This window comes from Chelativorans intermedius, from assembly GCF_025398255.1.
Taxonomy (GTDB): Bacteria; Pseudomonadota; Alphaproteobacteria; order Rhizobiales; family Rhizobiaceae; genus Chelativorans; species Chelativorans intermedius.
This window is the reverse complement of the sequence record NZ_JAODNW010000013.1, coordinates 95,922-122,529: the sequence shown is the minus strand read 5'-3', so window position 1 is coordinate 122,529 and position 26,608 is coordinate 95,922. Positions and strand designations below refer to the sequence as shown.

Sequence of the window (26,608 nt, the reverse complement as noted above, 5' to 3'; positions counted from 1 at the left end):
ACAACGAAATCCCAAACCCCAACAAACCCATAAAACAAAACCCCGCCGAAAATGACGGGGTTTGTCAGCGGTCTGAGGGCGCCTTCGGGCGCCCTTTTTCATTGCAGTGCACCATTGCAAATCACCCGCGCACGCGCCATTAGAGCCACGGGTGCGGTTTCGCAATCGCGTCCATGGCTTCAAGTTCCACCATGTCGCGGCACGTGCCGGAAACCGGGTTCCACTCTTCGGCACGCCGCTGCAACGATCCGCCCCCAGGCGCCGCAAACGAAGGGAGGTACCGCATGACCAAGACCCGCATCGAAACCGACACCTTCGGCCCGATCGACGTGCCGGCGGACCGCTATTGGGGCGCGCAGGCGCAGCGTTCGCTGGGCAATTTCAGGATCGGCTGGGAAAAGCAGCCGCTGCCCATCGTGCGGGCGCTCGGCATCGTCAAGCGGGCGGCGGCGGAGGCCAACATGGCGCTCGGCCGGCTCGATCCGGCGCTCGGCAAGGCCATCGTCGATGCCGCGCAGGAGGTGATCGACGGCAAGCTCGACGAGCACTTTCCCCTGGTTGTCTGGCAGACGGGCTCGGGCACCCAGTCCAACATGAACGCCAACGAGGTGATCGCAAATCGCGCCATCGAGATGCTGGGCGGCGAGATGGGCTCGAAAAAGCCGGTCCACCCCAACGACCATGTGAACATGAGCCAGTCGTCCAACGACACCTACCCGACGGCCATGCACATCGCCTGCGCGGAAGAGATCACCCACCGGCTCCTGCCGGCGCTCAGGAAGCTTCATGCAGCGCTGGAGGAGAAGGCAAGGGCGTGGGCGCACATCATCAAGATCGGCCGCACCCACACGCAGGATGCCACGCCGCTCACCCTCGGCCAGGAGTTTTCCGGCTATGCCGCGCAGGTGGAAAACGGCATCGCCCGCATCGAAAGCACGCTGCCGGGCCTGATGCAGCTTGCCCAGGGCGGCACGGCGGTGGGAACCGGGCTCAATGCGCCGATAGGCTTTGCCGAGAAGGTGGCGGAGCGGATTGCCGCCATCACCGGCCTGCCCTTCGTCACCGCGCCCAACAAGTTCGAGGCACTGGCCGCGCATGATGCGATGGTCTTCTCGCACGGCGCCATCAATACGGCGGCCGCCTCGCTGTTCAAGATCGCCAATGACATCCGTTTCCTGGGCTCCGGCCCACGCTCCGGCCTCGGCGAGCTGGCCCTGCCGGAAAACGAGCCCGGCTCTTCCATCATGCCGGGCAAGGTGAACCCCACCCAGTGCGAAGCGCTGACCCAGGTCTGCGTGCAGATCTTCGGCAACCATGCCGCGCTCACATTTGCGGGCAGCCAGGGCCATTTCGAGCTCAACGTCTACAATCCCGTCATGGCCTACAATTTCCTGCAGTCGGTGCGGCTGATGGCCGATGCGGCGGTTTCCTTCACCGACAATTGCGTGGCCGGCATCGAGCCGCGCGAGGACAACATCAAGGCGGGGCTCGAACGCTCGCTGATGCTAGTGACTGCACTGGCGCCCGCCATCGGCTACGACAACGCCGCCAGAATCGCCAAGGCCGCGCACAAGAACGGCACGACGCTGCGCGAGGAGGCTCTCAAGAGCGGCCTTGTCTCGGAAGAGGAGTACGACCGTCTCGTGCGGCCCGAAAAGATGATCGCTCCCTCCTGAGTCTCCTCCCGCCACGCCCCCCCGGCGGGCAGGCGCGCCGGTCGGGCATGCCATGGATTGACATGCCTCCTCTCCGGGCGAGAAGCGCGTTCGTTGCCGCTCCCGCGGCCGGCGGGGCCGAGGGCAGGAGGAAAACACTGCGTCAACAAAAGCAGGCATGGTCCAGCCGGCGCAGAGCCTGTAAGAGCCGTCAGGAACCCGACGGTGCCGGGCGGCGGCAACTGGCATTCTTGAGCGCTTCGGCGCTTGGGAGATTACCTTTCCCGCCTCGGTTCGATCGGTTTCGAGATCGGCTCCAAAGGCCGCACAGTCTTTTCAACAACGACGGATTCTCGACATGTCAAACAGCGCACTCCTTCTTCTGGGGCGTATCCTCATCGCCGCGATCTTCATCTTCGCCGGCTTCGGCAAGCTCACCAACATCGGCGGCACGGCCGGCTATTTCGGCAGCCTCGGCATCCCGATGCCGATGATCAGCGCGGTTCTGGTCGGGCTCGTGGAGCTTGTGGGCGGGCTTGCCGTGCTCGTCGGCTTCAAGACACGCATTGCCGCGCTCGTCCTGGCCGCGTTCACGCTTGCCGCCACGCTCATCGCGCATCTGGACTTCGGCGATCAGATGCAGGTCACCATGCTGCTGAAGAATCTGGCGATCATCGGCGGCTTCCTGACGCTGATCGCGCACGGCGCCGGCAGCCTTTCGCTCGACACGCGGCGCAGCTGACGCTCTCCCGCGGCCGCATCACGGGAGAGTGAAGGCGGCCGCGGGCACGCTCAAAACGCGGTGAGATGGAGCTTGCCGCATTGCAGGATGGCAAGGAAAGGGTCATCTAGGCGCCAGGGCTCGTGGTCTGACCGAAACAGATGGGTTCCATCTGTTTGGATCGCACCACCAGGACAGAACAAGGCGCGGGCATGACCATGACAGGCGAGACGACAGGGACGCAGGCACGCCGCATGCTGTGGCGCTGGGCGCCCCTTGCGCTCGTGCTCCTCGCGTTGTTCGGCGCCTATGCCATGGGCTGGCACCGCCATTTTACGCTTGCCGCACTGGCCGAAAGCCGCGTGGCGCTGAAGGCCTATGTGGCCGCTCATCCCCTGCTGGCACCGGCGCTCTTCGCGCTGTTCTACGCGGCGGCCGTGGCGATTGCCTTTCCTGCCGCCTCGCTGCTGACCGTGGCAGGCGGCTTCCTGTTCGGATGGCTGCTGGGCGGCAGCCTGGTGGTGGTGGCGGCCACAGCGGGGGCCACGGCCCTCTTCCTGGCCGCCCGCACCGCGCTCGGCGACGTGTTGAAGCGGCGGATGAGCGGCCGCGCTGCACGGCTTGCGCGCGGCTTCGAGGAGGGCGCCTTCGGCTATCTCCTGATCCTGCGCCTGGCGCCGGTCTTCCCCTTCTGGGTGGTCAACATCGCGCCCGCCTTCTTCCACGTGCGTCTCAAGACCTATGTAACTGCCACGGCGCTCGGCATTGCGCCGGCCACCTTCGCCTATGCCTATCTCGGCCACGGGCTGGAAAGCGTTCTGGTCTCGGCGGCAGCGGCGGGGCGTGAGCCCGGCATTGCCGATCTGGTGACGCCGGAGCTGACCATTGCGCTTGCCGCACTTGCCGCCGTGGCGGCAATCCCCATCATCGTCAGGAAGCTGCGCGGTGCGCGGTCCTCCTGACCGTCTCCGCCATCCAGAAGCGAGGCAAATGCGCATGGCCAAGGTGCTGAAACCGGATATCTGCGTCATCGGCGGCGGCTCCGGCGGGTTGACAGTAGCGGCCGCGGCCGCGGCCTTCGGCGTGCCCGTGGTGCTGATCGAAAGGGGCAAGATGGGGGGCGACTGCCTGAACTATGGCTGCGTGCCCTCCAAGTCGCTCATCGCGGCGGGCAAACAGGCGCACCGCCTCACCCAGGGAGCGGGCTTCGGCGTTGCAGACGTCGAGCCGCAGGTGGATTTTGCCGGGGTGATGCGGCATGTCGAGCGCACCATCGCCACCATCGCGCCCAACGATTCGGTAGAGCGCTTCACGGCGCTGGGTGTGCGGGTTCTGCAGGAGACGGCGCGCTTCAAGGATGCACGCACGGTGGTGGCCGGCGACCACGAGATCCGGGCCCGGCGCTTTGTGGTGGCCACCGGCTCCTCCCCCATGGTGCCGCCGATCCCGGGGCTGGATTCGGTGCCGTATCTCACCAACGAGACGATCTTCGCGCGCCCCCGCCTGCCCTCGCATCTTGTCATCATCGGTGCCGGGCCGGTCGGGCTGGAGCTGGCGCAGGCGCATCGGCGGCTGGGCGCGCAGGTGACCGTCATCGAGGCGGCCACGGCGCTCGCCCGGGAGGAGCCCGAGCTGGCGGCGGTGGTGCTCGAGCGGTTGCGGGCCGAGGGTGTCGAGATTCTCGAGCGCACGAAGGTGATGCGCGCCGAAAGGCACGGGCGCACCGGCGTGCGCCTGCACTTGGAGGACGCGGAAGGCACACGCACGCTCGACGGTTCCCACCTCCTGGTGGCGACCGGCAGGCGGCCCAACGTGGCGGGGCTGGGGCTGGAAGAGGCCGGCATCGCCCATGATGCAAAGGGCATCAAGGTGTCGGACAGGCTGCGCACCACCAACCGGCGGGTCTACGCCATCGGCGACGTGGCGGGCGGGCTGCAGTTCACCCATGTGGCCAATTACCATGCCGGTCTCGTCATCCGGGCCCTGCTGTTCCGCCTGCCGGCGCGGGAGAACCCGCAGCTCGTGCCACGCGCTACCTACACCGAACCCGAGCTTGCCCATATCGGGCTGACGGAGGCACAGGCGCGCGAACGGCACAGGGGTGTCACCGTGTTGCGCTGGCCCTATGCGGAGAACGACAGGGCGCTGGCCGAGCGCCGCGGCGAAGGCTTCATCAAGCTGGTGGCCGGACGCGGCGGGCGCATTCTGGGTGTGTCCATCGCCGGCGCGGGGGCGGGCGAGATGATGCATTTCTGGTCGCTCGCCATGGCCCGCCGCCTGCGCCTGCGCGACGTGGCGGGCTATGTCGCGCCCTATCCCACCCTCGGAGAGATCGGCAAGCGGGCGGCCATCGCCTACTATGCCGGGGCGGCCGGCAAGCCCATGGTGCGTGGACTGATCCGCTTTCTGCGTTTATTCGGTTAGGGGAGCGGGGTGCCGCACGGGCGCCCGTGAAGGCCCACGGGAATGGCGATGGCGGACGAAAAGCGGGAACATGGCGAGTTGCCAGGCAATGCGGGCTCGGTTCCGCTGACGCGCGGCCTGTCAACCAAGCTCCTGCTTCTCACCATCCTTTTCGTGATGGCGGCGGAGGTGCTGATCTTCATTCCCTCCGTGGCCAATTTCGGCCAGCAATGGATGCGCCAGCGGCTGCAGACGGTGGCGACCCTCGGCATCGTGCTGATGGAGGGCGACCCCAACAGCCTCAGCCGGCAGGCCAGCAACGACGTGCTGATGGCCACGGGCGCCAAGACGATTGCCGTGCGCGACGAAGGCAGCGCGCGCCTGCTCGTCGTCTCCGAGATGCCGCCGGAGGTCGACATGCACATCAATCTCGACATGGTGGGGCCCTTGCAGGCCATCGCACAGGCCTTCGACACCATGTTCTTCGGCGGCGACCGGCTGTTGCGCATCTACGGCAGCGTCGGCGAAAGCCGCAGCGAGTATGAGATCGTCGTGCCCGACAGCGCCCTGCGCTCGGCCATGCTGGTCTATGCGCGCAACGTGGCTGCACTGTCGCTGATCATCTCGCTCATCACCGCCATGCTGGTCTTCTACGCCATCAACCGCATCATGATCCGGCCCATCCGCGCCATGACGCAGTCCATGCTGGCGTTTGCCGCCGCGCCCGACGATGCCGAGCGCATCATCAGGCCGGAAGACCGGGGAGACGAGATCGGCATTGCCGAGCGCGAGCTCGCCGGCATGCAGCAGGCGCTGCACCGCGCGCTGGGCGAGCGCAAGCGGCTGGCCGATCTGGGACTGGCCGTCTCCAAGATCAATCACGACATGCGCAACATGCTGGCCTCGGCACAGCTCATGTCCGACCGGCTGGCGCGGGTGTCGGACCCCACCGTGCAGTCGCTGACCCCGCGCCTGGTGCGCACCCTCGACCGGGCGGTCGCCTATTCGGAAGGGGTCCTGGCCTATGGCCGGACGCAGGAGGCGCCGCCGCAGCGGCGGCGCCTGCGCCTCTTCCAGCTTGTCGAGGACGTGCAGGCAACGCTGGCCATCGACCCGGCGAGCGGCATCGAGTTCGTCAATGCGGTCGACCCGGAGCTGGAAGTGGAGGCCGATGCCGAGCAGCTCTTCCGCGTTCTGTCCAATCTGTGCCGCAACGCCGTGCAGGCCATGTCCGGCGACAGGGAGGCGGCACTGGTGCGCCGCCTCACCCTTTCCACGGCGCGCGAGAGGGGCGCGGTGCGGATCTTTGTCTCCGATACCGGACCCGGCCTGCCGCCACGGGCGCGCGAGAACCTGTTTGCCGCCTTCCGCGGCGCGGCCAAGAGCGGGGGCACGGGTCTGGGCCTGGCCATTGCCCAGGAACTGGTGCACGCCCATGGCGGCGAGATCACGCTTGTGGAAAGCGGCAACGGGCTCACCGTCTTCAGCATCACGCTGCCCGACGGCAGCACGCGGGAGGAGCGGACGGCCGCGGCGGGCGCCAGTCGCCAGGCCGTGCCGCACGACAGGCCAGCGCCATGAAAACGACGTCAAAGAATTGTCATTCAACGCTTGCTTTTGGCGCTCTCAATCGCTAGGTAAGCGGGCGTCCGGTCGCCGCGCCAGGCACCGGCACCTCCCGCTGCCGCAAGGCAGCCAGCGCGCCCGTAGCTCAGCTGGATAGAGCACCAGACTACGAATCTGGGGGTCAGAGGTTCGAATCCTTTCGGGCGCGCCATTTTGCTTGTTGGGTCCGTTCCAGGCACCTGATCTACACCTCATGCCGCAGACATGGTTTGCGCCTCTTCTGGAGGGGGCTGACGCGCACTGCGGGCGCGCGGACGGGGGTTGATCTTCCTCGCGCCGTTCGACGAATCCGAGGCTTCTCCGGCGGGGTGGCCTTTTGCAATCGTCGTCGAACGCCCGCGCGCCGGTGCGGCTAGACCGATCCATCTATTTGTTTTTGCTGCATTTGTGCGACGCCAGATGATTCCATCTGGCTGCAAATTGCCCTAGCCGCCGGCGAGAAGGCGCAGCGCAATGGCCCACATGACTGCGGCGATCACAGCCTCCAGAACCCGCCACGCCCGGGCCTTCGCGAAGACGGGCCGCAGCCACGTCGCGCCATAGCCCAGCAGGAAAAAGAAGAGGAAGGACGCCGAGATGGCGCCTGCCGCGAAGGCTCCCTGCTGCCCGGGGAACTGCGTCGAAATGGTGCCGAGCATCACCACCGTGTCGAGATAGACATGCGGGTTCAGCCAGGTGATGGCGAGGCAGGCCAGGACCGCCTTTGCGAGACCGCTCCGCGCCGTCTCCAAACCCATGTCCAGCGTGCGGGAGGAATGCAGGGCGGAGTGCAGGTTTCTGGCACCATACCAGAGCAGAAAGGCCGCACCGCCATACCGCATGAGCGGCTCGACCCACGGCAGCCACGCAGCGATCTGCGCGAAGCTCGTCACGCCCACGAGAATCAGCACGGCATCCGACAGCGCGCAGGTCAGGCAGATGGCCAGCAGGTGCTCGTTGCGCAGCCCCTGCCGCAACACGAAGGCATTCTGCGCGCCGATTGCAACAATCAGGCTGAGCCCCATCGTCAGGCCGGTGAAGAAGACGGAAGGATTCATGGGATGCCGCATCGTTGCCGTTCGGCTTGAACTAACAGGGGGAAGCCTGTTAGAGTAGTTAAACCATCTGATCTTGATTAAGCTATTCTAATTCATGATCGATTATCCGGCCCTGCGTGCCGTCGCAATGGTCGTCCAGACCGGCAGCTTCGAGAAAGCCGCCGCTGCGCTCAACGTGACCCCTTCGGCCGTTTCCCAGCGCGTCAAGCACCTTGAGGAGCGGCTCGGCGCGGTGCTGATCGAGCGCGGGACTCCCTGTGTCGCGACCGAGAAGGGAGAATGGCTCTGCCGCCATATGGAGCATGTGGGCATGCTCGAACGCGAGCTGCTCGAACACCTGCCGGGCCTTTCCGGACCGGGCGAAAGCCAGCGGAGCGTGACGCTCAACATCGCGACCAATGCGGACAGCCTGGGGACATGGTTTCTCAAGGCCGTCGCGAATTTCGCAAAGCGATCGGGCTTTCTCATCGGCCTCGCGGTGGACGACCAGGAACACACGGGCGCATGGCTGCAGCGCGGCAAGGTTCTGGCAGCGGTCACGTCGCTCGGCAAGCCGGTTCAGGGCTGCCGCGCCACGCCGCTTGGCGCGCTTCGCTATCGCGCCACCGCGAGCCCGGAGTTCGTGGACCGCTTCTTCGCACACGGCGTGACGGCAGAGGCACTCGCCGCCGCCCCGGCGCTGACCTTCAACCAGAAGGATCGCCTGCAGAGCCACTGGATACGGCAGGCGCTCGGACAGGACGTGGTCTGCCCCACCCATTGGCTGCCCTCGACCCAGGCCTTTGTCGAGGCGAGCCTGCGCGGCATGGGATGGGGCATGAACCCCGCCCCGCTGGTCGATGACCACCTGGCGGGCGGGCGTCTCGTCGAACTGCTTCCCGACACACCGCTCGACGTTCCGCTGTTCTGGCAGGTCAACCGGCTGGCCGCCGATCGCCTGTCCGGCCTGACACGGGAAATCGTCTCCGCCGCCAAGCGCGCGCTGGTTCGAGCGGAGTGAACCACGTCGCGAAAAGCCCGGCGTCGCCCGCCAGAGCGGGCCCCGGCTGCGACGAATTGGCTCGGCCGGGCCATATAACCGTTTGCATAGGTTGATTACGCATATCTTGCCGCATATATAGGCGCAGATTATGCGTACATATTATGTAAACCACTGGCAAACCGAGAATGATGCTTTTGCAGACACGCCATTGTAGGGCAGGGCGCGCCGCTGCGGCTCTGCCGGAAAGGTCCGCTACCGGGCTGTAGTTCTGCAATCGTCCGGCGCAAGCGCATTCCAGCAGCGCCACCTTCATGCCTTCCACACAGACGGCAATCGCAATCGCCCTTGAAGACCAGCGCTTCAAGGGAGAAAGGACTGTTCGAGATGCTTGATCTTCTTTCCGATTTCCCTGCCGCCAGAACGGCTGGCGAGCTTCTTCTGATTGTCTTGTTCGCGTTCCTCGCGCGGCTCATCGTCAGAGGCGTGATTGCGAAGGCCGTGGCGAAGGCGACCTCGAAGATCTCCGCCTTCCATCCGAAGGACGACTTCGACAAGGCCGTTCACAAGCTGTCGAATGTCGTACCGGCGATCATCGTATACTATGGCATATCGCTCGTTTCCGGGTTGCCTTCGGAGATCTATTCCATCGTACAGAACGTTTCGTTCTCCGTCGTGATCCTCATGTTCGCGCTGGCGGCCTCCCACGTCGTCAGCGCCATCGACAGCATCTATCACCGCCGCCCCGAAGGCCGCACCCGGCCCATCAAGGGGTATCTGCAGGTGGCCAAGCTTATTGTGTACATACTGGCGGCCATCCTTATCGTCTCCACGCTTCTCGACAAGTCGCCGCTCATTCTTCTGTCCGGCGTCGGCGCGATGGCGGCGGTGCTGATCCTCGTCTTCCAGGACACGCTGCTTTCGCTCGTGGCGAGCATGCAGATTGCCTCATCCAACATGGTGCGGGTGGGCGACTGGATCGAGATGCCCCATCTCGATGCCAATGGCGAGATCGTGGAAATTTCCCTCTATACCGTGAAGGTGGAGAATTTCGACATGTCCGTGACCACGGTTCCCATCCGGAAGCTGATCACGGAACCCATGAAGAACTACCGCAACATGCTGGAGGGCGGCGGCCGCCGGATCATGCGTGCCCTGCTGATCGACCAGGAGTCGATCCGCTTCCTGACCCAGGAGGACATCGCGCGCCTGTCTTCGGTCGGCCGGCTGAGGAGCTATTTCTCCGCCAAGCAGCGGGAGATCGAAGAATGGAATGCCAAGCTGCAGCCATCATCCCGAAACCCGGTGGACATGCGCCGACTGACGAATATCGGCACCTTCCGCAAATATGCGGAAGAATACCTTCGCTCGCGCAATGACATCAATGACGGCATGTTCCTGATGGTTCGGCAGCTCAGCCCCGCGCCTCAGGGGCTCCCGCTGGAAATATACTGCTTCACGAAGTCGACGGACTGGGCAACCTATGAGCAGGTTCAGTCCGACATCTTCGATCACTTCTATGCCATCCTGCCGGAATTCGGCCTGAGGTGTTTCCAGACGCCCAGCGGCCGAAACCTCCACGAGCTTTCCCGCACCTTCAGGGCCCAGCCGGACGCTGCGGCGTCTTTCGGCGAGCCGGCTTTCTCCTGAGCGGCCCGCGACAGGCAAAGCCGACCGGCGCACACCGCCAATCCTGCAATCGCGGCCGCCGCAACGGTGGCGGCCGCCCCAACGGGTACGGAATCATGAAAAAACTCTTCGTCATAGACAAGACGGTATTCTTCGGATCCCTTGTGTTCATCTTCCTGTTCCTGTCGATAGGAATATTCTTTCCCAGCGAAGCCGAAAGAATATTCTCCGAAGTCCAGGGATACATACTCTATCATTTCGGCTGGCTGTATCTGCTCTCGGTGAGCATCATTCTCGTGTCCATGCTGCTGTTTTCGCTTGGGCGCTTCGGCCAGCTCAAGCTGGGGCCGGACGATTCCGAGCCAGACTTCGGCTATATCTCATGGATCGCCATGCTGTTTTCCGCCGGCATGGGCATCGGACTGATGTTCTACGCCGTCGGTGAGCCGCTGACGCACTTCATGATGCCACCCACCGCGCAGCCGAGAAGCGTGGAGGCGATGCGCGAGGCGATGGCCGTCACCTTCTTTCACTGGGGCATTCACGCGTGGGCCATCTATGCGGTTGTCGGCCTGTCGCTCGCCTATTTCGGCTATCGCTACAATCTGCCCCTCACCATCCGCTCCGGCCTCTATCCGCTGCTGAAGGACAGGATAAACGGTCCCATCGGCCATGCCGTGGACATCTTCGCCATTGTCGGAACCATGTTCGGCATCGCGACCTCCCTCGGCCTCGGCGTTTCGCAGATCAATGCCGGCCTCAACTATCTGTTCGGCCTTGAGTTCAGCCCGACCGTGCAAATCGCCATCATCGTGGTCGTGACGGCGATCTCCACCACCTCGGTGGTTGTGGGCATCGACCGGGGCATCAAGAAGCTGTCGGAGATCAATCTGCTCGTGGCGATCCTCCTCATGCTGTTCGTCCTCGTGGTGGGGCCGACCTCGACGCTGCTTCGCGACTTTGTCCAGAACATCGGCCTCTATCTCGACAGCGTCCTGCTCAGAACCTTCAACATCTATGCCTATGAGCCCACGCCCTGGGTGGACAACTGGACGCTGTTCTATTGGGCCTGGTGGATTTCGTGGTCGCCCTTCGTGGGCATGTTCATCGCGCGCATCTCGCGCGGCAGGACCGTGCGCGAGTTCGTGGCAGCCGTTCTGTTCGTCCCCTCCGGCTTCACCTTCTTCTGGATGACGGTCTTCGGCGACACGGCGCTGCATCTGGACGTCGACGTGGCGGGCGGCCAGCTTGCGCAGCAGGTGGTGGAGGACGTTTCCATCGGGCTCTTCCAGTTCTTCAGCTATCTGCCGCTGCCGTTCCTGACGTCGGTCGTCTCGATCATTCTCGTGGCGATCTTCTTCATCACCTCTTCCGACTCGGGCTCGCTCGTCATCGACACGATTTCCGCCGGCGGTGCGACACAGACCACGACGGTGCAGCGGGTCTTCTGGTGCTCTCTGGAGGGTGTTGTTGCCGCCTGCCTTCTGGTGGCCGGCGGACTCTCGGCGCTGCAGTCGGCAACGATTGCCAGCGCGCTGCCGTTCTCGCTGGTGCTGCTTGCGCTGACATGGGCGCTCTACTCCGGCATGCGGGCCGATCTGGCACAGCGCAATGCGCGCGCCAACGCCTCGGGCGCGCTGCGTGCGCAACCGTTCTCCGAGGTGCCCTGGCAGAAGCGGCTTTCCACCATGCTGCGCGCGCCCACATCGCGCGATGTCAACGCCTTCATCGAGCGCGTGGTCGGGCAGGCGCTGAATGACGTCGCAGAAGAGCTTGCGCGGCGCAACAGGGTGGCGCAGGTCAGGCAGGTTGCCGAGACGGGCGGTATCGAGCTCGTCGTGCCGAACGAGGGTGTCCGTGACTTCGTCTACGGCGTTCTGCCGGCAACCCGGCCCGTGGCGGCGTTCTCCTTGGTGCAGTCGGCCGAGCGCGAGGAACGCTGGGAGGCGAAGACCTATTTCTCCGACGGGAGCAAGGGATACGACCTCATGGGCATGACGAAGGAGCAGATCCTGGCCGACATTCTGTACCAGTTCGAGCGCTATCTTGCGCTGGTGCAGTTGCCGGACTCCCGTCTGGTGACGACCGCGCCCGAGCACAGCGCGGAAATCTGAAACAGCGTGCCAAGGCGCCGCCCGCCCCTCGGGCGGCGCTCACCCTTCAGCCCTTCACGCCGGAGGAGATCATCACCGCCTCGGTCACGCGCTTCTGGAAGACCAGATAAGCGACGGCAACCGGCATTGCCCCCAGCAGGGCGACCGACATGAGCCGGGCATAATAGACGCCGAAGGCGTCGTTGACCTGCGTGATGCCGACCGGAATGGTCATCATGTTCTCCGTCGTCACCACCAGAAACGGCCAGAAGAACTGGTTCCAGGCCATGATGAAGGTGATGATGGACAGCGCGGTGGTGATTCCCCAATTGAGCGGCAGGTAAACCTTGAAGAGGAGCGTGTATTCTCCGCCCCCATCCAGAACCACGGCCTCGCGCATCTCCTTTGGCACCGCATCGAAGAACTGCTTGTAGACGATGATGACCACGGGAACGATGAGCTGCGGCAGGATGATGCCGGCCCACGTATTGATGAGGCCCAGGCTGTTCATGAGAATAAACTGGGTGACCACGAGCGCCTGGCTCGGGATCATGAAGCTTGCCAGCACTATCCCGTAGAGCAGGCGCCGGCCGGGAAAGCGCATCTGCGAGATGGCGTAGGCGCACATCATGCCCGACACGATCACCAGAACGGTGATGATGGCCGACGTCACGATCGAGTTCAGATACCAGTTCAGAAGCTGCGTGTTGAAGACCACGTCGATATAGGAAGCGAGATTGAACTCGTCGGGAAGGAGGCCCGCCTCGTCGCTGACCACGCGATCCTCGCTGCGGATCGAGGTGACGAAGGCCCAGTAGAGCGGGAAGATCCACAAGACCGCTCCAGCGAAGGTGATGACGGTCAACGACCAGTTTTCGATCCGCCGGCTCCCGCTCATCTGCGCCCTCCGATCTTGAGCACCTGAAACTGCAGCACCGAAACGACCATGATGATGACGAACAGGATCAGGGCGACGGCCGAAGCATAGCCGCCATGGTTGAGCTGAAAGGCCTCTCGATAGACCATCAGCAGCAGCACATAGGAGGAATTGAAGGGACCGCCACCGCTCATCAGATAGACCTGGTCGAAAATCTTGAGCTGCAGGATGAGCTGCAGGGTCAGCACCAGGGCCGTGACCGGCCACAGGAGCGGCCAGGTGACGCGGAAGAACTGCTGCCTCTTGGTGGCCCCGTCGAGCGCTGCCGCCTCGTACAGCTCCTGCGGGATGTTTCGCAGGCCCGCAATGAAAAGCAGCACGTTGAAACCGTTCGTCCACCAGATGGTAACGACGGCGATCATGGGCATCACCCAATAGGGATTCTTGAAGACCGGCACGGGCTTGCCGGTGAAGAAGGCGAGAACGGGCTGAAGGACGCCGAACTGGAAGTCGAGCATCCAGGTCCAGATCATGGTCACCACCGAGACCGGCAGAATGTAAGGCAGGAAGAACAAGGCCAGCATGGCCGCCTGCAGGCGGCCCGACAGCCGGTTGATGGCGAGGGCGATGGCAAGCGCCAGCGCCGTCGTCGGCACGACGGTGAGGACGACGAAATAGCCGTTGTTCTTGAGCGAGGTATAGAAAAGGTTGTCGGTCAGAAGGCGCTTGTAGTTGGCAAGCCCAACCCATGTGCCCTCGCCGATGAGCGGGCCTGCCGTGAAGCTCAGCTCGACCATACGGATGGCCGGCCAGAGAAAGACCAGGCAGAACGTCGCAACGAAGGGCGCAACCAGACTGGCGGCGATGGCAACGTGCTTGCGGCGGTTGTGAAGCATGGCCACGGCGGACGACCTCTCCGATGATGGCGGCCATCGCCCGCCTGACAGCGGGCGATGGCTTGGGAGGAAGCGGCTAGCGCTGTTTCGATTCCAGATCGCTCTTGATCTGCTCGGCGGCCTGCATCGGCTCCATATAGCCGTGAATGGCCGGCGAGATGATGTTTATCGCCGCATCATAGACGGGAGAGGCAACGCCGGCGATCAGCGAGCGCGGATCGTAGGCGGCCGTTTCGGCCAGCGAGGAATAGGTGGCGTTCGGCTCCTTGCTGGCAAAAGCGTCGCTTTCGGCGACGGGCTTGTAGGCCGGGATGTGGCCGGCATCGGCCCAGTCGATGGCGTTCTTTTCCATCCAGCCGATCACCGTCATGACGGCCTTGCGCTTCTCGGGCGACATTTCCTTGCCGGTCTGCTGGGGAATCGCGAAGGCATGGCTGTCGGCCCACGTGGCCTGTTGTTCCATCAGTTTGGGTACCTGCACCGCGCCCCACTCGAAGCCGAGCTTGCCCTCCTTTTCGAGGTCGACCATCGTCGGCACCTCCCAGACGCCGTTGAGGTGAAAAGCCGCCTTGCCTGAGGTGAACAGCGCCACCGACGCCTCATACTCCGCCTGTTCGGGCTGCCAGCCGTTTTCCGTCCAGCGGGTCATGATCTCGATGGCCGTTGCTGCCTTCCCCAGACTGTCGCCGGGCAGCACCTCGCCATCGCGGATGAGATCGCCACCCTGCTGCTTGAGAAGGGTGAAAAAAACGCGATAGACGCCGCCGTCATCTCCGGTGGAATAGGAGACAGGTGCCGAGGAGCCATTCTCCTTGGCCAACGCCAAAGCGCGTTCGAAATCCTCAAGGCTGTCGATCCCCGTCAGATTGCCGTTCTCGTCCAGGAATTCGGAGCCTTCGAGATAGCTCTTGTTATAATAGAGAATGATCGAATGGATATCGAAGGGAACGGCATAAAGCTTGCCGTCCTCCCCCGAGGCGGCCTCGATGGCGCGCGGGAAGAAATCATCCCTGGAAAGCCCGGCGTTCTGAAGATCTTCCTCGGTGATCTCGCTCAGTACGCCTTCCGACAGGCCCAGCGGCATTCTCGAAAGGTGATAGGTCATGATGTCGGGCCCCTGCCCGACCGCGGCGGCCGTGCGCACCTTTGTATAATAGGGCACACCCCATTCGAGGGTCGTTCCCGTGATCTGGATGTCCGGGTGTTCCTCGTTGAAGCGGTCAATCAGCGCCTTCATGCGCACGCCATCGCCGCCGGCCAGAAAGTCCCACCAGATGACCTTTTCCTGGGCCAATGCGGGTGTGGCGGCAAGGCCGACCGCCGAAGCCATGAGCACGGTTCTCAGAAATTTCATAGTATCCTCCCTTTCCTTCACGACACATCACCGATTGCAGTCCAGCTCCCCGCGCGGATCCGGCGCAAGGACCTAGCGCAGCCTCCGGCCTTCGGGATCGAAGACCAGGACATTTTCCGGCGCCGCCCGCAGGCTCACCGTCCGATCGTTCAGATTGTCCCGCGCGCCGCGCCGCTCGACGACGATCTCCGTGCCATCGGTCGTGCGCGTGTGCAGGTAGGAAACGCCGCCCAGATCCTCCGCCATCTCGACACCGACCTTCACGCCATCCTCGCAAAGCTCCAGATGTTCCGGGCGCACGCCGACGACGACGGTCCTGCCCTCGCCCACCGCGTCCTGGCCGATGCGGGCTTCCAGCGTCTGGCCGTCGGCGTTCTCCAGCGCGATGGTGACCGTCTTGCCCCTGCGCGAGACGATGCGGCCATTGAGGAAGTTCATCGCCGGGGAGCCAATGAAACCGCCGACGAAACGATTGTCAGGGTCGTCATAGAGCTCGATGGGCCCGCCGGACTGCTGGACCTCTCCGTCACGCAGCACGAATATCTTGTCGGCCAGTGTCATGGCTTCCACCTGGTCGTGGGTGACATAGATCATGGTTGCGCCGATGCGCCGGTGAAGGCGTGCGAGCTCCAGGCGCATCTGAACGCGCAGCTCCGCGTCGAGATTGGACAACGGCTCGTCGAAGAGAAACACCTTCGGCTGGCGTACGATGGCGCGGCCAATGGCCACGCGCTGGCGCTGCCCGCCGGAAAGCTGCGAGGGTTTCTTGTGCAGATGATCCTCGAGCTTGAGAATGCGCGCAGCCTCCCCAACCATCTGGTGTGTCTTCTCCCTTGAGGCGCGCGCCAGCCGCAGGCTGAAAGCCATGTTCTCGAAGACGTTCAGATGCGGATAGAGCGCGTAGGACTGAAAGACCATGGCAACGCCGCGCCTTGCCGGCTCGACATGGGTGACATCCTCACCCTCAATGGCGATGGAACCGCTGGTGGTCTCTTCCAGCCCGGCGATCATGCGCAGGAGGGTGGACTTGCCACAGCCCGAAGGGCCAACGAAGACGCCGAATTCGCCCTTCTTGATCTCAAGCGAAACGTTCTTGATGACCTCGACGGTGCCGAAGGACTTGCGCACATTTCTCAGGGTGACGCCGGTCATGGCTCAGACCCGCATGCGGACCATGTGATAGGACAGGGGCGCCAGCCGCCCGACGAGCCGGGCATCCTCCACGCCGAGACCGCTGCCCTGCCGGGGCGCCACCCGGTCCGGCGCCTCCGGGCCGTTGGTCTCCTCCAGCCGACCATGCCCTTCGATCACGCGGTGCTCGACGAGCTGCGCGGCATCGAAACCGGCCAGGGCCGCGTCCAGCTCCAGCGTCTCGTCAAGGTGACGGTTGAGGATGAAGAGGGTGAGCGTCTTTGCTGCCGGATCGTGAACCGCCGCCATGTCGAGGAAGTTCACGTCGTCGGCCGCCTCACAATCATAACGTGGGCTGTCCACGCTCACCCGAAGCGCCTGCCCCCGGCCATAAAGGGAAGCGAACTGATAGGGGTAGTAGATGGTCTGCCGCCAGGCCGGACCGCCGCGCTCGGCGCGGATGGGGGCGATCACATTGACGAGCTGGGCGATGCAGGCAATCCGCACCCGGTCGCTGCGCCGGATGAACTCGTTCAGAAGGCCGGCGACGAAGAGGGCATCCTCGACATTGTAATCCTCTTCCAGAAGGTCCGGCGCCTCCGGCCAGTCCCACTCCTTGACGCGGCGCGAGTCCTCCTGCCGCCGATGATACCAGACGTTCCATTCGTCGAAGCAGATATGGACATCATGGCGGGAGCGCTTCTTCGCCTTGACGTAGTCGATCACCCCGGCAATCGACTGGATGTAGCGCCCCGTCTCCTCGATCTTGCCGAAATAATTCAGCGTGTCCTTGCGGTTGTTCCCGAAATATTTGTGCAGCGAGATATAGTGGACGTTATCGTAGCACTCCTCCAGCACGACACGTTCCCATTCCGGATAGGTCGGCATGGTGTCGTTGGAGCTGCCGCAGACGATCAGCTCGGCATCCGGGGTGAGCCCGCGCAGCGCCTTTGCCGTCTCGTCGGCGAGACGGCCATACTCCTTGGCTTCCTTGTGGCCGATCTGCCAGGGCCCGTCCATCTCGTTGCCCAGACACCACATCTTGACGCCGTAGGGCTTTTCGACCCCGTGGCTACGGCGCAGATCCGACCAGTAGCTGCCGGAAGGATGGTTGACATATTCAACGAAGTTGCGTGCCTCCTCGAGGCCCCGGGTGCCCAGATTGACCGCCAGCATCATCTCGATGCCGGCACGGCCGGCCCAGGTGGCGAACTCGTTGATGCCGACCTGATTCGTCTCCTTCGAACGCCAGGCAAGATCGAGCCGGACAGGCCGGCTTTCCTTGGGGCCCACGCCGTCTTCCCACTTGTAGGCGGAGACGAAGTTTCCGCCCGGATAGCGAATGGCCGGGATCTGCAGATCGCGGACGAGCTTGAGGACATCCTCGCGGAAGCCGTCCCGATCGGCGGCCGGATGGCCAGGCTCGTAGATGCCGCTGTAGATGGCGCGGCCCATATGCTCGATGAAGGCTGAATACAGCCGGTCATCAATATTGCTGATCCGAAAATCACGGTGGATCGCAGCGCGCGCCCTCATGAAGCCCCTCTATATCCTGATTTCTGATACAAATCGTATTTATCCAGTATAATTGACCGAACGGCCCCGGGGCGTCAAGCCACCTTGAGAAGAGCAGGATAAGTTCGCTCAATACTTTGTTTTATATATATTTTTCACCCGAAGGGCCTGCGTTGGGCATGCATCAGCGCTTCGTACGCAGGCGCATCACGATGTCCTGATCGTAGTTGCCAAAACCGCGACCAAAGATATTGACGCCCCCGGGGTGTCTGGCATCAGGTTTCACCTCGATCCTGAGACGGATCGAGCGATGACGGTCGAGGTCCAACGCGTCGATGCTCACGTCGGAGATTTTCATCCCGTCAACGAAGCTTCCGCCCCGATTGACGCTCCAGCTCTTGAGCATCCCGTATTGGGAGCCGGCCAGCTTCCACCAGCCCGGCGTGTAGACGCCCCGCTTGTCGCCAAAATCTCCCGGCGAGGTCCAGATGCCGAGCTCTACGCCATTGACCGAGACGGTGATGTCGGAGGGCCATTCGGAAGCGGTGCCCGGCACCTCCGAGCTCAGCTCCATGGAAAACTCGACACTTTCGACCTGCGAGCCGTTGAGCTTGGCGTTGTTGGGAAACTGATACTCGACAAAACCGCTCGTGAACCACAGGAGGGCCGCCTTCATACGGTCCGGATTGAGGAAATTGTCAGGTACATCAAGAAGTCCGATGATCCCCTCGGGCGAGCAGATGCCGCAGGGCGCAGTGACCGCGCAGTTCGTGTAGAGCCCGAGCGGCATGGAGATCTGAATCTCGTCCGGGCTCAGCGCCCTTTGCTGGTTCTTGAAGACCACCAGGATCTCGTCATAGACCGGATGACAGACCTTCTGGCTGCCCTTGGTTGCCCGCCGGGCTTCGCTGCGCAGCAGACCGGCCTCCTCAAGGATCTGGATATTCGACGAAATCGAGGATTGCGGCAGGCCGAGCACGCGCGCGATCTCGTTGACGTTCATGCCGCCACGTTCGTGCAGCAATCGCAGAATGCCAATCCGCACTGAAGAGGCCAGGCTCTTCAGCACGCCGATATCCTCTTGCGGATCGAGGACGAGAAAGTTCTGGGTCATGAGGGCTCCCGGAGCTCGATGCCCATCGATTTATATCCAATTTTCTGATATTCATAGCCCTTACGGAGAAATATCCCGCACCTGTTTCAGATTTTCCGATGAGCATGTCCCGGCGCTGCCATGGCCGGGAGCACCCGGCCGTGATTGCAGGCTCCGTTTTGCGGACGGGCAGGCGGGGCGGAATCAAACCGGCCAGTAATGGCTGTCGGGAAGCGGGCGCGGCCCGAAGATGGCCTGACCGATACGCACCACCGTCGCCCCCTCCTCGATCGCGCATTCGAAATCGCCGGACATGCCCATGGAGAGCTCGGCCAGAGAGACGCCCGCCGGGGCATCCTGGCGCAGCGCGTCGCGCAGCTCCCGCAGCCGCCGGAAGCAGGTGCGCACCCGCGCATGATCGGCGGAGAGGACGGCAAGCGTCATCAGACCGCGCACCCTCAGGGCGGAGAAGCACGGAAGGTGTTTCAGAAAGCCGCGCACCTCCTGCGGAGGAAGGCCGTATTTGCTTTCCTCGCCGGAGGTGTTGACCTGCACGAGCACGTCAAGCCCCCTGCCCTCGATCTGCAGCCGGCGCTCCAGCGCCTCGGCGAGCTTCAGGCTGTCGAGCGCCTGGAACTCCGAGGCGAAGCGGGCGACATATTTCGCCTTGTTGGTCTGAAGGTGTCCGATGACCGACCATCGGACGGCAAGGTCGGAAAGGGCCTCCGCCTTGCTGCGGGCTTCCTGCACCTTGTTCTCGCCGAACATCCGGCAACCGGCCGCATGGGCGAGGCGAATGCGGGCCGGGGAAACCGTCTTCGTCACCGGCAGAAGCCTGATGTCGGCCGCGGCGCGCCCGGCGCGGGCACCGGCGGCGGCGATCCTGGCCTGGACGGCAGCCAGATTGTGCCGGATCGCTGCCGCCTCGGGCGTGTCCCGGGCGCTCACGGCGCAAGCCCGCGAAGCCATGCCGCGCAGACGGCCCGTGCCTTGCGGGCAAGGGCGGCGCCATGGCGCTGCGCCTCGGCGCGCAGGGCGGCAATGTCAATCCCCGCGGCGGAGAGCTCCACCGTGTGGCCGATGAGCCAGCGCTCGAACCCCGGTCCGCCCGCCTCGGGGTGGAACTGGAAGCCGATGATGTTCGGCCCGATCGCGAATGCCTGATTCGCGCAGGTCTCGGTCGAGGCCAGGCGCACGGCACCGGCCGGCAGGTCGAAAGTATCGCCATGCCAGTGCAGGGTCAGCGGCTCCTCGGCAAAGGCCGAGAGGCAGGAAAGCCTGCCCTCCTCGGTGAGCGCGATGGGAGCGAACCCGATCTCCTTCGCCGGGCCGGGAAACACGCGTGCGCCGGCGGCACGCGCGATGAGCTGCGCCCCCAGGCAGATGCCCATGGTGGGCAGGTTGGCCTCCAGCCGGGCCCGGATGAGGTCGGCCTCCCCGCGGAGGAAAGGATATCGCTCATCCTCACAGGCGCCCACCGGACCGCCCAGCACGACCAGCAGGTCGGCCCCCTGCCGGCGCAGCGTTGCCCAATCGTCCACGCCTACGTCGTGATAACGAATGGCGTAGCCGGCAGCCTGGATCGCCGGCGCAAAGGCGCCGAGATCCTCGAAACCGACATGCCGTATCGCCACCGCCGTCCTTTCCATGGTCTGCCTCCCTACTCGGCCACGCCGGGAAGGGAAAGGCCGCCGGCCGCCTCGAAGACGTCGGTGACGCAGAGAAGCGGGCTGTGGATGCTGGCATTGACCCGCAGCGCGGCCGTCACCGCGTCGAAGCGGACACCCTTCAGCTCGGTCTCGGGATCGAACGGCACGCGCACGCTCAACCGGTCTTCCTCAAACCGTGGATGCCAGCCGGGGCTGTCGATGAGGATGGGCAGATCGGGCCAGGTCTTCGGAAGTCTGGGCGAGGCCCCTTCCGGGATGTCGCGGACCTTCAGCGCCCCCGCCCCGCAGGCATCATCCTCGACGAGCACGACCCAGTGGGAATGCCAGTGCTGGCCGTCATTGCCCGCATCGCCGTCCCCATCCTCATCGAAGAGCGGCGTGTCGTCGAAATCCGGGTGCGCGGTGACCGCAAATGCCAGGATGCCGGCCTCGCGATCGAAGCCGACGACGGAGGGATCGAAGGAGGTGGGCCAGACGTAGGACCAGACGGGCGCGCCGCCGAGCTGGCCTGCCGGTTGCGGCCTTTGCGCGCCCGCCTCGCCTTCGGTCTGCATGGAGAAGACGAGGCTGCTGCCGTCGATGGCGATGCCTGCCCGCCGGATGTCGAAGGCGGCGGGCTCCGCCGATGCCGGGCCCTCGATCTCGCCAGCCTGTGCACAAACGCCAAGGGAGAGGGTCGTAAGCAGGCCGGCCGCGGAAAGAAAGGATAAGGTTCGGGACATGGGACGGCTCCTTCTTGCCATTATAGTATCGAGTCGATACTTTATGGCTAGCAATGGGATACCGGCGGCGTCAACAGAAAAATAGCGAGTCGCTACAATGAAAGAGCAGACATCCCTGAAGGCGGCGAATCTGATCGAGAGGATCGGCCGGCTGATCCATGCCGAGGAGCAGAAGGGCGCCCTCAATCCGGCGCAATGGGGGGCCATGCGCTATCTCGAAAGGGCAAATCGGTTCTCCCGCACGCCGGCGGCGCTCGCCGACTATCTGTGCTCCACGCGCGGGACCGTTTCGCAAACGCTGATTGCCCTCGAAAGGAAGGGCTATGTCGCGCGCAGGCCGAGCACGCGGGACCGCCGTTCGGTGACGCTGGAGCTCACCGAGGCAGGACATGCACGGCTTGCCCAGGATCCGCTGCACACATTCGCCACCCATATCGAGGCGGTGGGCGCCGAAGACGAACTGGAGAGGGCCTTGTCGGCCGTTCTCGGCGAGGCGATCGTGAAGAACGGCTCGAAAAGCTTCGGCGCGTGTGCAACGTGCCGGTTCTTCCGCCGGAACGCAAACGCAGGCGACAGGCAGGCCCCGCACAGATGCGGCCTGCTCGACGTGGCGCTGTCGGGGGAGGACGCGCGCCGGATCTGCGTCGAGCACGAGGTCTGAGCGCCCGCGGCGAGCGACGGACAGGAGTTGACGTGCCGCGCTGGCCGGGCCACCTTCCGCCCGGCGAGTTTCGAGCCAAGATCAGGAGCTTTGCATCTTGAACCCGATGCCGGAGAACGCCGCGGACAGGCCCCCTTCCCCCCGACGAAGCGGCGACGGCGACAATGTCGCGGTGGACCTTACAGCCGTCGTGGTTGCGGTGACCGGCAACCAGCCCTGCGTGCTGACCGTGGAGGAGGCGACCGCCCTGCCCTCCGGCCCTTTCGAGCACCGGCACCGTTCCCTGCAGGCGGGGCTGAGGCGCTGGGTCGAGCAGCAGACCGGCCACCGGCTCGGCTATACCGAACAGCTCTACACCTTTGCCGACCGCGACCGCATCGCCGGCGGGCGGGCCATCTCCATCAGCTATCTGGGGCTGACCTGCAAGGAGGAGCGCGAGGGCAGCAGAGACCCGGCTTGGCGAAGCTGGTACGACTATTTCCCCTGGGAAGACCACCGCGCCGGCACGCCGTCTCTCCTGCCAGGGCTTCTGGAGCCGCGCCTGCAGGCATGGGCGGAGGAGGCCGAGGATACGGAGACCCGCGACGAGCGGCGGCTGCGCGCCGCCATCACCTTCGGCTTCGACGGCCGGCCCTGGAACGAGGAGCTGGTGCTGCAGCGCTACGAACTGCTCTACGAGGCCATGCTGGTGGAGGAGGCGATGCGCGACCGGGCCGGGGGCGGTCCGGCCCTGGCACCAGGACGGGCAATGATCGCCGATCACCGCCGCATCCTGGCAACGGGCATTGCCCGCTTGCGCACCAAGATCAAGTACCGCCCCATGGTCTTCGAGCTCATGCCGCCGGCCTTCACGCTGCTGCAATTGCAACTGACCGTGGAGGCGCTGGCCGGGCGGCTCGTCCACAAGCAGAATTTCCGCCGCCTGATCGAGCAGCAGGAACTGGTGGAGGAGACGGGCGAGATGAGCACGCAGACGCGAGGCCGACCGGCCAAGCTGTTCCGCTTCCGCCAGGCGGTGCTGATGGAGCGGACTGTCGCAGGGACGCGATTGCCGCTGATGAGGTCTTGACTCTTGTTATGCTCAATGTCAGCATATCATGATTATACTCATAATGAGCATAATGGAGCCGGTCATGCATCATCCCTCAAGCCAGATGGCATCGCTGTACGAACGGGTGCGCGATGTCATCCCGTCCATCGAGTGGCCGGCCTTCGCCGGTGACATCAGCGCCATCCTCGAACTGAAGCGGAAGCGCAACGCCGTCATCCTGGCGCACAACTACCAGACGCCGGAAATCTTTCACTGCGTGGCAGACATCGTGGGCGACAGCCTGGCGTTGGCGCGCAGGGCAATGGAGACCGAGGCCGAGGTGATCGTGCTCGCCGGTGTCCATTTCATGGCCGAGACGGCCAAGCTGCTCAACCCCGAAAAGACGGTGCTCATCCCCGACCTGGAGGCCGGCTGCTCGCTGGCCGAGTCCATCACTGCGGAGGATGTGCGCCTGCTGCGCCAGCGCTATCCCGGCGTGCCGATCGTCACCTATGTCAACACCTCGGCGGCCGTAAAGGCGGAATCCGACATCTGCTGCACCTCCGGCAACGCCCGGCAGGTGGTGGAATCGCTGGGGGCGGAGCGCGTCATCATGCTGCCCGACGAATATCTGGCCCGTAACATTGCCGCCGAGACGAAGGTGGAGATCATCGCCTGGAAAGGCCATTGCGAGGTGCACGAGCGGTTCACCGCCGAAGACATTCGCGCCTTGCGCGAGGCGCATCCGGGTGTCACCGTGCTTGCCCATCCCGAGTGCCCGCCGGAGGTGGTGGCCGAGGCCGATTTCTCGGGCTCCACGGCTGCCATGTCCGACTATGTGAGCCGCGAGCAGCCCCGCCGCGTCGTGCTGATGACCGAGTGCTCGATGAGCGACAATGTGGCGGTCGCGCATCCCGGCATCGACTTCATCCGCCCCTGCAATCTGTGCCCGCACATGAAGCGCATAACGCTTGGCAACATCCGCACCGCGCTGGAGGAAAACCGGCACGTCGTGACCGTGGATGCGGAGGTGGCGGAGCGCGCACGCCGCGCCGTCGAGCGGATGCTGGCCGTATGAACGCCGGCGCCGTAGCGCCCGGTCGGCCCGTCATCATCGGCGGCGGGCTTGCCGGGCTCATGACGGCGCTGCACCTGGCGCCGGAGCCCGTCGTCCTTCTCAGCAAGGCGCCGGCGGGCGAGGCGTGCTCCAGCGTTCTGGCCCAGGGCGGCTTGGCGGCGAGCCTCGGCGAGGACGACGACGCGGCGCTGCATTGCGCCGACACCATCAAGGCCGGAGACGGCCTGTGCGAAAGCGACGTCGTCACCCATGTGACGCAAGCCGCCGCCCAGGCCGTGGAGGCGCTGATGCGCCATGGCGTGCGCTTCGACCGGGCGGCGGACGGGCGGCTTCTCATGGGATTGGAGGCAGCGCACAGCCGCCGCCGCATCCTGCACGCGGCGGGCGACGGCACGGGCCGGGCGCTCGTGCATGCCCTTCTTGAAGCGGTGCGCCGCACGCCCTCCATCGCGCTGCTGGAGAATGTGGAAGCGCGGCGCCTCGTCACCCATGACGGCGCGGTGGCCGGGGTTCTGGCGCTCGGAGAGGCCGGCCCCGTCTTCTTTCCAACGGCGCGCGTCGTCGTTGCCACCGGGGGCATCGGCGGGCTGTTCGACGACACGACAAACCCGTCAGGCTCCTTCGGTCAGGGCCTCGCGCTGGCCGCGCGCGCCGGCGCCGCGCTCTGCGACCTCGAATTCATCCAGTTCCATCCCACCGCACTCGACACGCCGGCGCGGCCGATGCAACTCGTCAGCGAAGCGGTGCGCGGGGAAGGCGCGATCCTGATCGACGAAACAGGCCGGCGGTTCATGGCCGGGGTGGAAGGCGGAGAGCTCAGCCCCCGCGACGTGGTGGCCCGCGCCGTCGCACGGCATCTCGCCGAAGGGCACCGCGTCTATCTCGACGCGCGCGAAAGGCCCGGCGCCGCCTTCGCCGCCCGTTTTCCGGCCATCGCCGCCTTCTGCCATGCGGCCGGCATAGACCCGGCGCGCCAGCCCATCCCCGTGCGGCCGGCAGCGCACTACCACATGGGCGGCATCGGCGTGGATCTCTGCGGGCGCAGCTCGCTGCCAGGGCTCTGGGCCTGCGGTGAAGCCGCGTGTACAGGCCTTCACGGTGCCAACAGGCTTGCCAGCAACTCGCTGCTCGAAGCTGCGGTCTTTGCCCGCAATGTCGCCGAGAGCATAGCCGGAAGCGAGGCCCGCCTGCCCCGCACGCCCGCGCCCGGGATGGGCCGCCCGGCGCCGGCCGAGCCGGCCTCCGTGCGTCCGATCGTCTCCCGCGCGCTCGGGCTGGTGCGTGATGGCGAGGCGCTGCGGGCAGCCGTTGCCGCACTCCTGCCCCTGGCCGAGGGCGAGGGGCAGGCGTCGGACCCCGCCATCGTCGCGCTGATGAGCGCCGTTGCCGCGCTCGAACGGCGCGAAAGCCGCGGCGCGCATTTTCGCAGCGACTTCCCTCACAAGGCGGCGGTCGCCCGCCATTCCCGCCTGACATGGGACGAGGCGCGCGCCATCGCCCGAGAGCTGGCCTGCGCGCCGGCCTGACCCAGCCAGAGGTGCCCGAGATGAGCTTTCTTCCGCCGCTTCCCACCATCCTGATCGAGCCCGTCGTGCGCACCGCCCTTCTGGAAGACCTGGGCCGGGCGGGCGACCTGACGAGCGATGCCGTCGTTCCGCCACAGCTCAGGGCCTCCATGACGCTCTCCGCCCGGCAGGCGGGCGTGATTGCCGGCCTGGATGCCGCCGCGCTCGCCTTCCGGCTGGTCGATCCGTCCATCGGCATGGAGGTCGTCAGGCCAGACGGTGCCCGCGTTGCAGCCGGAGAGGTGGTGGCCACCGTGGCAGGCCCCGCGCGCGGGCTCTTGGCCGGCGAGCGCACGGCGCTCAACCTGCTGTGCCACCTGAGCGGCATTGCCACCGCCACACGCGCCATCGTGGAAGCCGTCGAGGGGCAGCGCGCCCGCATCGTTTGCACACGCAAGACGACGCCCGGCCTGCGCGCCCTTGAAAAATACGCCGTGCGCGCGGGCGGCGGCGCCAATCACCGCTTCGGTCTGGATGACGCGATCCTCATCAAGGACAACCACATCGCGCTGGCCGGCGGCATCAAGCCGGCGGTCGAGCGGGCGCGCCGCCATGCCGGCCACATGGTCAAGATCGAGGTGGAGGTGGACACGCTGCCCCAGCTCGAGGAGGCGCTCGCCATCGGCGTGGATGCCGTGCTGCTCGACAACATGTCCACCGAGACACTTTCGCGCGCCGTCGCCATGGTGGGCGGCCGCGCCGTGACGGAAGCCTCCGGCCGCATCACGCCGCAGACCGCACCCGCCGTGGCGGCAACCGGCGTCGATCTGATCTCGGTGGGCTGGCTGACCCACAGCGCGCCCATCCTCGACATCGGCCTGGACTTCGCCGCCGCCGGATAGGGCTGCTCCACGAGAACGTTGACGCTGACAC

23 protein-coding genes and 1 tRNA gene are annotated in these 26,608 nt (G+C 65.0%); 14 read left to right on the top strand and 10 right to left on the bottom strand.

The window, feature by feature from the left end; translation table 11 throughout:
• Positions 1 to 284: 284 nt before the first annotated feature.
• From fumC to NYR58_RS10930, 6 genes are all read left to right on the top strand, one after another.
• Positions 285 to 1,676 carry a class II fumarate hydratase gene (fumC, locus tag NYR58_RS10955; protein ID WP_261520700.1) on the top strand — a complete coding sequence of 464 codons (1,392 nt, stop codon included), beginning with the start codon at positions 285 to 287 and terminating at the stop codon, positions 1,674 to 1,676.
• Positions 1,677 to 2,013: 337 nt separating this feature from the next.
• On the top strand, positions 2,014 to 2,397 hold the full coding sequence (locus NYR58_RS10950; RefSeq protein ID WP_261520698.1) for a DoxX family protein: 384 nt from the start codon (positions 2,014 to 2,016) through the stop codon (positions 2,395 to 2,397).
• A 191-nt stretch (positions 2,398 to 2,588) separates the two neighbouring features.
• Positions 2,589 to 3,338 (top strand): TVP38/TMEM64 family protein, encoded by a 750-nt coding sequence (locus NYR58_RS10945; protein WP_315903334.1) that lies wholly within the window; start codon positions 2,589 to 2,591, stop codon positions 3,336 to 3,338.
• A 34-nt stretch (positions 3,339 to 3,372) separates the two neighbouring features.
• Positions 3,373 to 4,800, top strand: a complete 1,428-nt coding sequence (locus NYR58_RS10940; RefSeq protein WP_261520711.1) for a dihydrolipoyl dehydrogenase family protein — start codon at positions 3,373 to 3,375, stop codon at positions 4,798 to 4,800.
• A gap of 48 nt (positions 4,801 to 4,848) precedes the next feature.
• Positions 4,849 to 6,360 carry an ATP-binding protein gene (locus tag NYR58_RS10935; protein WP_261520697.1) on the top strand — a complete coding sequence of 504 codons (1,512 nt, stop codon included), beginning with the start codon at positions 4,849 to 4,851 and terminating at the stop codon, positions 6,358 to 6,360.
• Between the two features lie 119 nt (positions 6,361 to 6,479).
• Positions 6,480 to 6,556: transfer RNA gene (locus NYR58_RS10930), tRNA-Arg, on the top strand.
• A 274-nt stretch (positions 6,557 to 6,830) separates the two neighbouring features.
• Here NYR58_RS10930 and NYR58_RS10925 read toward each other — a convergent pair.
• Positions 6,831 to 7,442 (bottom strand): LysE/ArgO family amino acid transporter, encoded by a 612-nt coding sequence (locus tag NYR58_RS10925; RefSeq protein WP_261520696.1) that lies wholly within the window; start codon positions 7,440 to 7,442, stop codon positions 6,831 to 6,833.
• A gap of 94 nt (positions 7,443 to 7,536) precedes the next feature.
• On the opposite strand from NYR58_RS10925, the gene NYR58_RS10920 reads away from it, so the two are divergent.
• From NYR58_RS10920 to NYR58_RS10910, 3 genes are all read left to right on the top strand, one after another.
• Positions 7,537 to 8,442 (top strand): LysR family transcriptional regulator ArgP, encoded by a 906-nt coding sequence (locus NYR58_RS10920; RefSeq protein ID WP_261520695.1) that lies wholly within the window; start codon positions 7,537 to 7,539, stop codon positions 8,440 to 8,442.
• A 366-nt stretch (positions 8,443 to 8,808) separates the two neighbouring features.
• The gene (locus NYR58_RS10915) at positions 8,809 to 10,071 is read left to right on the top strand and encodes a mechanosensitive ion channel family protein (protein ID WP_261520694.1); all 1,263 of its coding nucleotides are present in this window, start codon (positions 8,809 to 8,811) and stop codon (positions 10,069 to 10,071) included.
• Positions 10,072 to 10,166: 95 nt separating this feature from the next.
• The gene (locus tag NYR58_RS10910) at positions 10,167 to 12,164 is read left to right on the top strand and encodes a BCCT family transporter (RefSeq protein ID WP_261520693.1); all 1,998 of its coding nucleotides are present in this window, start codon (positions 10,167 to 10,169) and stop codon (positions 12,162 to 12,164) included.
• Between the two features lie 46 nt (positions 12,165 to 12,210).
• Here NYR58_RS10910 and NYR58_RS10905 read toward each other — a convergent pair whose 3' ends face one another.
• The 9 genes from NYR58_RS10905 to NYR58_RS10865 form a co-directional block, all read right to left on the bottom strand.
• Complete coding sequence (locus tag NYR58_RS10905; RefSeq protein WP_261520691.1) at positions 12,211 to 13,041, bottom strand: carbohydrate ABC transporter permease; 831 nt, start codon at positions 13,039 to 13,041, stop codon at positions 12,211 to 12,213.
• Positions 13,038 to 13,916, bottom strand: a complete 879-nt coding sequence (locus tag NYR58_RS10900) for a carbohydrate ABC transporter permease (RefSeq protein ID WP_261520710.1) — start codon at positions 13,914 to 13,916, stop codon at positions 13,038 to 13,040. The genes NYR58_RS10905 and NYR58_RS10900 overlap by 4 nt, the downstream gene beginning before the upstream one ends.
• Positions 13,917 to 13,992: 76 nt before the next feature.
• Positions 13,993 to 15,270, bottom strand: coding sequence for an extracellular solute-binding protein (locus tag NYR58_RS10895; RefSeq protein WP_261520689.1), 1,278 nt, complete (start codon positions 15,268 to 15,270; stop codon positions 13,993 to 13,995).
• A 72-nt stretch (positions 15,271 to 15,342) separates the two neighbouring features.
• A complete protein-coding gene (locus tag NYR58_RS10890; RefSeq protein WP_261520687.1) occupies positions 15,343 to 16,422 on the bottom strand; it encodes an ABC transporter ATP-binding protein in 1,080 nt (359 codons plus the stop codon).
• A gap of 3 nt (positions 16,423 to 16,425) precedes the next feature.
• Positions 16,426 to 17,937 carry an arabinosylfuranosidase ArfA gene (gene arfA, locus NYR58_RS10885; protein WP_261520686.1) on the bottom strand — a complete coding sequence of 504 codons (1,512 nt, stop codon included), beginning with the start codon at positions 17,935 to 17,937 and terminating at the stop codon, positions 16,426 to 16,428.
• 163 nt (positions 17,938 to 18,100) lie between these two features.
• Complete coding sequence (locus NYR58_RS10880) at positions 18,101 to 19,030, bottom strand: ArsR/SmtB family transcription factor (RefSeq protein WP_261520684.1); 930 nt, start codon at positions 19,028 to 19,030, stop codon at positions 18,101 to 18,103.
• 183 nt (positions 19,031 to 19,213) lie between these two features.
• Positions 19,214 to 19,957: a YggS family pyridoxal phosphate-dependent enzyme gene (locus NYR58_RS10875; RefSeq protein ID WP_261520679.1), complete on the bottom strand. Its 744-nt coding sequence runs from the start codon at positions 19,955 to 19,957 to the stop codon at positions 19,214 to 19,216.
• A complete protein-coding gene (locus tag NYR58_RS10870) occupies positions 19,954 to 20,658 on the bottom strand; it encodes a glutamine amidotransferase (protein WP_261520677.1) in 705 nt (234 codons plus the stop codon). The genes NYR58_RS10875 and NYR58_RS10870 overlap by 4 nt, the downstream gene beginning before the upstream one ends.
• 11 nt (positions 20,659 to 20,669) lie before the next feature.
• Positions 20,670 to 21,401 carry a hypothetical protein gene (locus tag NYR58_RS10865; protein WP_261520676.1) on the bottom strand — a complete coding sequence of 244 codons (732 nt, stop codon included), beginning with the start codon at positions 21,399 to 21,401 and terminating at the stop codon, positions 20,670 to 20,672.
• A gap of 97 nt (positions 21,402 to 21,498) precedes the next feature.
• Between NYR58_RS10865 and NYR58_RS10860 the strand changes: the two genes are divergently transcribed.
• The 5 genes from NYR58_RS10860 to nadC all read left to right on the top strand — a co-directional run bounded on the left by NYR58_RS10860 (position 21,499) and on the right by nadC (position 26,577).
• Positions 21,499 to 22,062 carry a MarR family winged helix-turn-helix transcriptional regulator gene (locus NYR58_RS10860; RefSeq protein WP_261520675.1) on the top strand — a complete coding sequence of 188 codons (564 nt, stop codon included), beginning with the start codon at positions 21,499 to 21,501 and terminating at the stop codon, positions 22,060 to 22,062.
• A gap of 106 nt (positions 22,063 to 22,168) precedes the next feature.
• Positions 22,169 to 23,131 carry an NUDIX hydrolase gene (locus tag NYR58_RS10855; protein ID WP_261520707.1) on the top strand — a complete coding sequence of 321 codons (963 nt, stop codon included), beginning with the start codon at positions 22,169 to 22,171 and terminating at the stop codon, positions 23,129 to 23,131.
• A gap of 64 nt (positions 23,132 to 23,195) precedes the next feature.
• Positions 23,196 to 24,170, top strand: a complete 975-nt coding sequence (gene nadA / locus NYR58_RS10850) for a quinolinate synthase NadA (RefSeq protein WP_378074599.1) — start codon at positions 23,196 to 23,198, stop codon at positions 24,168 to 24,170.
• Entirely contained in the window at positions 24,167 to 25,696 is a 1,530-nt protein-coding gene (locus tag NYR58_RS10845; protein WP_261520674.1) for an L-aspartate oxidase, read from the top strand. The genes nadA and NYR58_RS10845 overlap by 4 nt, the downstream gene beginning before the upstream one ends.
• Before the next feature lie 20 nt (positions 25,697 to 25,716).
• A complete protein-coding gene (gene nadC, locus NYR58_RS10840; protein ID WP_261520673.1) occupies positions 25,717 to 26,577 on the top strand; it encodes a carboxylating nicotinate-nucleotide diphosphorylase in 861 nt (286 codons plus the stop codon).
• Positions 26,578 to 26,608 lie beyond the last annotated feature (31 nt).

What these genes read in the sequence shown, in the direction of transcription:
- nadA (WP_378074599.1), top strand. Translation starts at nt 23,196, where the DNA reads ATGCATCATCCCTCAAGCCAGATGGCATCGCTGTACGAACGGGTGCGC.
- NYR58_RS10925 (WP_261520696.1), bottom strand. Translation starts at nt 7,442, where the DNA reads ATGAATCCTTCCGTCTTCTTCACCGGCCTGACGATGGGGCTCAGCCTG.
- NYR58_RS10910 (WP_261520693.1), top strand. Translation starts at nt 10,167, where the DNA reads ATGAAAAAACTCTTCGTCATAGACAAGACGGTATTCTTCGGATCCCTT.
- NYR58_RS10900 (WP_261520710.1), bottom strand. Translation starts at nt 13,916, where the DNA reads ATGCTTCACAACCGCCGCAAGCACGTTGCCATCGCCGCCAGTCTGGTT.
- NYR58_RS10915 (WP_261520694.1), top strand. Translation starts at nt 8,809, where the DNA reads ATGCTTGATCTTCTTTCCGATTTCCCTGCCGCCAGAACGGCTGGCGAG.
- NYR58_RS10845 (WP_261520674.1), top strand. Translation starts at nt 24,167, where the DNA reads ATGAACGCCGGCGCCGTAGCGCCCGGTCGGCCCGTCATCATCGGCGGC.
- arfA (WP_261520686.1), bottom strand. Translation starts at nt 17,937, where the DNA reads ATGAGGGCGCGCGCTGCGATCCACCGTGATTTTCGGATCAGCAATATT.
- NYR58_RS10870 (WP_261520677.1), bottom strand. Translation starts at nt 20,658, where the DNA reads ATGGAAAGGACGGCGGTGGCGATACGGCATGTCGGTTTCGAGGATCTC.
- NYR58_RS10865 (WP_261520676.1), bottom strand. Translation starts at nt 21,401, where the DNA reads ATGTCCCGAACCTTATCCTTTCTTTCCGCGGCCGGCCTGCTTACGACC.
- NYR58_RS10935 (WP_261520697.1), top strand. Translation starts at nt 4,849, where the DNA reads ATGGCGGACGAAAAGCGGGAACATGGCGAGTTGCCAGGCAATGCGGGC.
- NYR58_RS10880 (WP_261520684.1), bottom strand. Translation starts at nt 19,030, where the DNA reads ATGACCCAGAACTTTCTCGTCCTCGATCCGCAAGAGGATATCGGCGTG.
- fumC (WP_261520700.1), top strand. Translation starts at nt 285, where the DNA reads ATGACCAAGACCCGCATCGAAACCGACACCTTCGGCCCGATCGACGTG.
- NYR58_RS10950 (WP_261520698.1), top strand. Translation starts at nt 2,014, where the DNA reads ATGTCAAACAGCGCACTCCTTCTTCTGGGGCGTATCCTCATCGCCGCG.
- NYR58_RS10895 (WP_261520689.1), bottom strand. Translation starts at nt 15,270, where the DNA reads ATGAAATTTCTGAGAACCGTGCTCATGGCTTCGGCGGTCGGCCTTGCC.
- NYR58_RS10920 (WP_261520695.1), top strand. Translation starts at nt 7,537, where the DNA reads ATGATCGATTATCCGGCCCTGCGTGCCGTCGCAATGGTCGTCCAGACC.
- NYR58_RS10855 (WP_261520707.1), top strand. Translation starts at nt 22,169, where the DNA reads ATGCCGGAGAACGCCGCGGACAGGCCCCCTTCCCCCCGACGAAGCGGC.
- nadC (WP_261520673.1), top strand. Translation starts at nt 25,717, where the DNA reads ATGAGCTTTCTTCCGCCGCTTCCCACCATCCTGATCGAGCCCGTCGTG.
- NYR58_RS10945 (WP_315903334.1), top strand. Translation starts at nt 2,589, where the DNA reads ATGACCATGACAGGCGAGACGACAGGGACGCAGGCACGCCGCATGCTG.
- NYR58_RS10905 (WP_261520691.1), bottom strand. Translation starts at nt 13,041, where the DNA reads ATGAGCGGGAGCCGGCGGATCGAAAACTGGTCGTTGACCGTCATCACC.
- NYR58_RS10860 (WP_261520675.1), top strand. Translation starts at nt 21,499, where the DNA reads ATGAAAGAGCAGACATCCCTGAAGGCGGCGAATCTGATCGAGAGGATC.
- NYR58_RS10940 (WP_261520711.1), top strand. Translation starts at nt 3,373, where the DNA reads ATGGCCAAGGTGCTGAAACCGGATATCTGCGTCATCGGCGGCGGCTCC.
- NYR58_RS10890 (WP_261520687.1), bottom strand. Translation starts at nt 16,422, where the DNA reads ATGACCGGCGTCACCCTGAGAAATGTGCGCAAGTCCTTCGGCACCGTC.